We start from the raw sequence: 7,085 nt of genomic DNA, 5'->3' as shown, positions 1-7,085 counted from the left end.
TGTTGATTGGTATAGTATAAATTTACAAGAAAGACAGACTATTAATCTTCAACTTTCTATGCTTTCTGATGCCTCTTTTGGTCTTTCCTTGACTCGCCCAGGCTCTACTTCCGGTGTAGGTTCAGTCCAAATCCAGGATAAGATTAAGACTCTTCAATATGTAGCTAATGTTAGCGGAATTTGGCAGATCAAGATAACCCGTTCTTCGGGAGAAGGAGAATATCAACTTTCAGTAAACCTCTCTGATTACCCATCTGATCAAACAGGCCAATCACAGTCTGGTTCCTCACCGATATTTACAGCTAATAAATTTTATTCCAATGGTAACTTGATTCAGGGTTGGTATTGGTTGAGGGATTCTGCTCTGAAGCAGTATGCGGAATGGACCTTCGAAAATGTCCCCCCAGGTACTGAAAACCTATTGCTGAATATCACTGCACTTGCTACTAATCAGGCTGACGGAGGAAGAGGTTTCCCAGCAAAGTTTAAGCTTATTTATGGGTTTCCAGGTAGTGGATCAATGGGAGGGGTTTTCCAAACTATGGAGGTAACTTTACCTAATACCTCACCTCGAAGTGATCCGGTTGGTTACACCTGTCAGGGATTAATTATGATTCCCAGGTCTTTTATTGCTGGAGCTTCCACTTTTTTCTTTAGGGTAGAACGTATCTCATCTAATGATAACCATGTAGCTTTTAATAAGCAAAGTATTACTTTATCTACTGGAGAGCAAACTTCTGGTTTTTATCAGATAGAAAGTCCAACTACTAAATAAGTATCCATAAAATTTTATTTAAAAACTACTATAAAAAGTGGTAGGTAATGGTAAATATTAAGGGATAAGAGTATCTTTCTTTTTTAAAGATGCTCTTATCCTCCCTAAGAAGAGCATAAAAGTTTTAAAGGAAATAACTTGTATAAGGTGAAATATAAAATATGAAATTAGCCTAAAAAATTATTTTGTCCAAGTTATTAAAAAGAATTTATTAGTTATTAAAAAATTATAGAAGTAAGGATTGTAATTATGAATAAAAATTATTTAAAGATAGAAGTCATTTTTTTATGGTTAGTAATTATAATACTAATTTTTTCCCTCCTCGTTCAGGCAAAAGCTACCAGAGATACTCCCCAGTTAACCTCTTTGGAAGCGGCTGCCCTGGCTTATCAAGAAGCTCGAAAGTGGGACCGTGAAGCGGTCTTATGGTATATGAATCCTCCGGGAAGAGAATTAGATTATCATTGGGGAGAAAATGACCTTTCCTGGGAATGGGGGATTATTTTTATGCGACCCCGAGATGATAAAAGTTATTATATCCAAATTGTAGATAATCAAATTGTCTCAATAGAAGAAGGAGGAGAATATGTCAAAAGATTATCCCCTATCCTTCCTTCTTTTCCTAAAGATAGACCGGGAATTTCCATGCAAGAGGCAGCCCAGGTGGCTTTTGCTGCTGGTGCCCCTTCCTGGGATAGAGCTTCATCAGTATATATTATCGATAGTTCTGTGAGCACTTATCGAGGAAAACCAGTATGGTATTTTCTCTTTGACTCTCAATTTGCAGCTTACACTATAGACGGATTAACTGGGGAATTATTAGCCCATGATTATTTTGATCCTGAGACTCTTAAAAAAATTAGTCCAGGAGAAGTAAAATATAAATTTTATCCCGACAAAGTGGCTAAAATCAAAGAAGAAAATTTTATCTACGAATTTTTTGAAGCTATAGATCAAAAAAATTTTGAGCAAGTATTTTCTATGATGGATGAAAACCTTGCTGGTAATGAGAATACGCAGGAGATGTGGAAAGCTAATTTTTCCAGTTTAGACAAGATTAAGGTGATTTGGCTTCATCCTGAGGAAGAACAAAAATGGCCTAATCATCAGCCTTTTTACGAAGTAAATATCTATACGATTTCTAAACCGGGTTCTCCCTATTACGGTTGGGATGAGGGAAGAAATACTCGCTGGATAACTGTTGCAGCCGAGGAAGATAAGTGGAAAATAGTCTCTATTGCTACCGGCCCTTAAAAATAAATTATTATCAATATAATATAAAACCCATATTTCACTATTAGATAATTCTTGATGGAACAATTATCAAAGTGTAATTACTATCAGTTCATAACCGCATAGATAAAATAATGCAAATATATATTCAAAGAAGATGGGAAGGGGGTGTAAAAAAATATGAAGCTAACTCGTATTTTTTTAATTATTTTAGTTTTTATTTTAGTATTAAATCCGGGATTGTTAGCAGCAAATGAGGATGAAATAATTACTGTTGAGGCGGAACGTGTGTATGTTCATTATATAGATAATGCAATTATTCCGCCATTTTTTGGGACAGATACAGTTAATCGAGCATTAATTTATGGTGACTATGTACCATTGTATCTTTCCAATCCTTCAGTTTTTGAACCTTATCCAATATCTCAGTTATATAATCCGCCATATAAAATATTGTCTAGTTCTGCTGAAGGACTGATAAGTATTTGCGAAGATGAAAGTCATCCTGATCACAATTCGGCACTACTATGGCGTTCTATGGCAGACGCATTGGTAAGTATGGATAATAAGAAGAATCAAGTGCGTGATAATTTAGAATCCAGTTCACTTAATAATGCTTTAGATATAAATCATTTAGGAATTTCTTCATATACGATTGAAGGGGAAAATCCATCATCAGTATGGAAGTACGATTCAGTTAATAGCTTACAAAGGCTTTATAATACGGATTATTTAATGCAGCAGGATGCTCGGATCATTGCCCCAATGAATCAATGGAATAGTATTACCTATAATCCGGCCGAGGATTATATTGAGGCTTTTGACGAACTTTTGCATCCAGTACCGGATATGAGTTTTTTAAAAGAAGTTTTTGGGCGCAGTGGCCCTTTGGGGGATTTAGGATCAGCTCTTGCTGATGTGGCTACCCCTTACACTTTTCTTCCCGCCTTATTTATGCTTGGTATGGATATCTATTTGCAATCTCAAGAACAGATTGGTTTTCTTCATCCAACTACTACCGGTTACAAGCTATCTCCTTGTCCGGAATCAGGGATGATCATGATAAAAAATAATGGACAGCAGATGATTTACAATATTAGCGGAGGAAAAAGTGGTACTATTAAAAATATTCCCTCCGGTGATTTTGGTACTTTCTTTGTTGATGCAGTAAACAGTTTTAGTGGAGGGATAAGACCATCAGTATCTTTGATTAATGATGATATGTTAAATGGCGGCAGAGTTCAATATAACGATATATCTTCGGAATATCAATCCCAAGATTATTCTTTAAATTTAGAAAGCCATGTTGGAGTAGCGCAAAATAATCTTGAGCTTTGTAATACTGTAATATGTAAAATTCAAGGTTCTGGTCGTATAGCCATGATACCATTTAAAATAGGCAGTTGGTTTAAATGCGACCAGGATCAAAAAGGGGATATTAAAAGCAAAACAACTATAGGTGTTCGTTTTAAAGATGATGATAAATACTATACTTATGATTTAGCTAATTGTACTTTAAATAATATTAATAATAGTATTAGTGCTAATCAAAACGGAATTTTGATGTGGAGTGGAGTAATTTCTATCGATGCAGAAGAATATGGAAAAAGTCAGATTGAAGAAATATACCTTGCTCTTAATTCAAGTGCAAAAAAGACTTTCGGATTAAATAAACTGAATTGCCACACTTCCCTTTCTTTTTCGCCTTATTTTTTAAAGCCGATCATATCTTTACCCCAGGATATCGAAACCTTTTCTGGAGAAAAAGTGACCTTTCAAACCGAACCTTTAGAAGCACTTACCAATGCATCCGTAAATGTATCTTGGGAAATACCCTCGGTGGCAGAACCTTTAGAAGGATATATAACATCTCATACCTTTACCGAAATCGGTACATATGAATGTAAATTAATTATTGATCCAGAATATCAAGCTCGACCTACGGATCCCCAAGAAAAATTTTGGAATACAGATGCCGGTAAAATGGTCTGGTCTTTTCAAGTAAAGGTTTTACCTCCGGTAGATCTGGAAGTAAGCTGGGAAATGTCTCCTTGCTTTCCCTTAAATTCTAAAAATTATCCCGGACACTTATTTTATCCGTATCCGGGAAGAAAATCTTCTTTTATCTTCTATTTAACTAATAAGGGAAATAAGGATTTTTTAATTGCAGAAAATGATTCCTCTTCTCTACCTTTAACCCTTTCTTTTTATATTGATCGAGATGATAATCAAATCTTTTCTCCCCAAGAACTGGTTTGGAGCAAGCAAATAACTGGAGTGAAGGCCCAATCTAGCGTTTTTTTTAATTTGGAAAAGATTTTTTCTATGGATAAGCTGGAAGGAGACCTATATGAAGATCAGACCATCTATAAAGCGGGATTTCATCAGTGTAAGTTACAAGTCAATACTTTATCGCAAGAGAAAAACCAAAAAAATAATTTTATAATAGAAGATAAAGAATTCGTGATTTCTCCGGAAATGGCTACTCCTGATTTTGCAGTGGAAAATGCTACTTACACTATCGATCAGTATAAAAATATAGCCATAAACTTTGATTTAGCAGAAAAGTGTGTAGATACCAATATAGTAGATAAGTGGAACTCTTATCATAAAGGTGACCCCTTTGTCCCTCAGTGGGGACCAATTTCCTATGAATTATGGCTGCGAGATGGTTATCTTCTATATTCGGGAGAGGTAACTGAGCTACTTTACCATGAAACCAAATCCCTTCAGTTAGATAGTATAAATCTTAGTTATATTCCAGCAGGGAGATACGAAGTATATTTGGGAATTAATCCGACAATGCTTTCACGAAAGCTTTTACCTGAATCGAACTGGAACAACAATGACGGTCATATGGGTTGGCTTACTTTAACTGATGATACCACATCTCCTTGGTATACTAAAGGAGGTGACCGGGGTCATACCGGGTGGAAAAATATCAATCTTAAACCACCCCTAATTACCGACTTGGTTATTGATACCGCTGGGATTCCGGTGGATATGGTGTGTAATTCTAAATATTTTTATGTGCTTACCAGTTCTGGTGCGATTGAAAAATACAATACTTCTGGAGAGTTACAATATACCATTTCTGGCTTTGATGGAACACCTCTACTATCATCGGTTATGCTTCTCATTTATCCGGATACTGAAAATGAGAAATTATTAGCTTTTTCAGATGATTATAGGCTAGTTTTAATAAATACTCTGACTGGGGAAAAAATTTGGACTAGTAGTCATAGATTTACTGAAACAACCTATGGTTCTAAACCTAATCTTAAAGAATACAGTAGAACCCTTGATTTTGATGGCCGTTATTTGGTTGCTGGCTGGCCGATTGCTTTATACCGTTTTGATTCTAATATGAATGCGCCGAGTCTCTCATGGGAGAAAGAAAAATCTAATGCTTATAATGATGGTGAAGCTTTTATAATAGGAAATAGAATTTTAGCCGGGCAATATCTTTATAGCTTGAACGGCGAAGAATTAAATCGTTTTGAGTGGATAGGTAATGAGGCAATACTCCGTTTAAGCAATATCTATACTGATAGATATAATTATAACTATCTTTCCGAGCAGTTAATGGAATTAAAAAACTTTAGAAATCCAGGAAGTCTTTTTTCCAATAATTTACTTTGTGGGAGTAAAATGCAATGTTTAGATAATCAGGGGAACGAACTGTGGGTACTTCCCACTAAAATAGAACAAGAATACTACTCTCCAAATTCTACTTCCCAGTCTATTCCAGTGTATATTCGTTCCAACAGTGTCATTAATTTATGGAATGGTTCTGAAGGTTATGCTTATGGTATAAATAATCATCGACAGCTATTAGCGGTGGATCTGGAAACAGGTACCCCGGTATGGTATAGAGAATTTGTCTGTCCACCAGAACTTATAACTGATTTAAGAGAAAAAATTCCTCCTTTTATGCTCCCTCAAGTCGGTGCTTTGCTTGGTCAATCTGCTTTAACTAGGGGAGAAGGGTTTTCGGTAAATATTCAGAAAATCATTCCTTTTCAAAATTCTTTATTAATAGGAACCATTGATGGTAAGATCTATCGTCTAAGCACAGCCCATCTTGATCATTTAGAAGTTCAAGGTTATATTCCCTCCATATTTTATGGACCTTCTTCCCGATTAAAAGTTAAAATCCAAGCTTTTAATGAACCAGGAGTGGAGATACCCTTAGAAGATAAAATAGTGGTAACCGGAGATTATATTGACCAAAATCATCCAAGATATTATTATGTTCAAGAAGAAATTTCTCTTCCTGTAGGACTTCCTGATTCAAAAATGTATTTAGTAGATTATCCTAATCCCCCTTTTATAGTAACTGATAATTTTAATTTTATTGATATACAGACTTTATCTCCTCGAATTTCAGTTCCCTTGGTTATTGAAAATATCCAGTCACGTCCCCTAATAAGAAAAGATAAAGCTCAGGCAGGAAAAGAAACTGAGCTGTCTATGAACGAGGAAGCACAATTAAAATATAAACCCAAAAATAGTAATAACGATATTAGGCTTTGGTATGATGATTATGGGAAAGAAGACCTTTCCCAAGTAGTATATGAACATTCCTATCATATAATAGTAGGAATCAGAGATGCTCTGGATATACCCAAAGATTATGACTTTATAGATTTGCAGATTAATTTACCGGAAGGAATGGATACGGATAACCTAACCGTAAAAATAAATAATGAGTTGTATAGTTCATGGTCTTTAAGTGGTAATCTTCTAATTATTCATTGTTTGAATGCATTTTTAGAACAAAATACTAATAATTTAACTATAATTATATTAAAATCAACGGAGTGAATTTTTTAAAAATAAAAATATAATAATTTTCTTGGTCTATTAATTAAATAAAAATTGAAGATAGATGAAGGATGAAGATGGAGAGATAAAATATAAGGGAGTTATTTATGATGAAACATAAAAAGTCTAATAAATATTTCAAAATAGTTATTTTTATTTTAGGGGCTACTTTTATAATTTTATTTTTTGGAGCGATAAACATATTTGCTTCGGAAATTTTGTCTAGAGCAGATCAAAATTCGATCCCCAA

2 protein-coding genes and 1 pseudogene are annotated in these 7,085 nt (G+C 34.6%); all 3 read left to right on the top strand.

The features are described 5' to 3' along the window. Positions 1–775, top strand: a pseudogene (locus COZ07_RS01120) (hypothetical protein); the annotation flags it as partial. Between the two features lie 249 nt (positions 776–1,024). After that, complete coding sequence (locus tag COZ07_RS01115; RefSeq protein ID WP_406606762.1) at positions 1,025–2,029, top strand: hypothetical protein; 1,005 nt, start codon at positions 1,025–1,027, stop codon at positions 2,027–2,029. Between the two features lie 159 nt (positions 2,030–2,188). After that, positions 2,189–6,835 (top strand): hypothetical protein, encoded by a 4,647-nt coding sequence (locus tag COZ07_RS01110; protein ID WP_406606761.1) that lies wholly within the window; start codon positions 2,189–2,191, stop codon positions 6,833–6,835. The last annotated feature ends 250 nt before the right edge of the window (positions 6,836–7,085 follow it).

The organism is Candidatus Infernicultor aquiphilus (assembly GCF_002784285.1).
Classification (GTDB): Bacteria; Atribacterota; Phoenicimicrobiia; order Phoenicimicrobiales; family Phoenicimicrobiaceae; genus Infernicultor; species Infernicultor aquiphilus.
The sequence above is the reverse complement of the archived record's forward strand: the minus strand, read 5'-3'. Positions and strand labels throughout refer to the sequence as shown.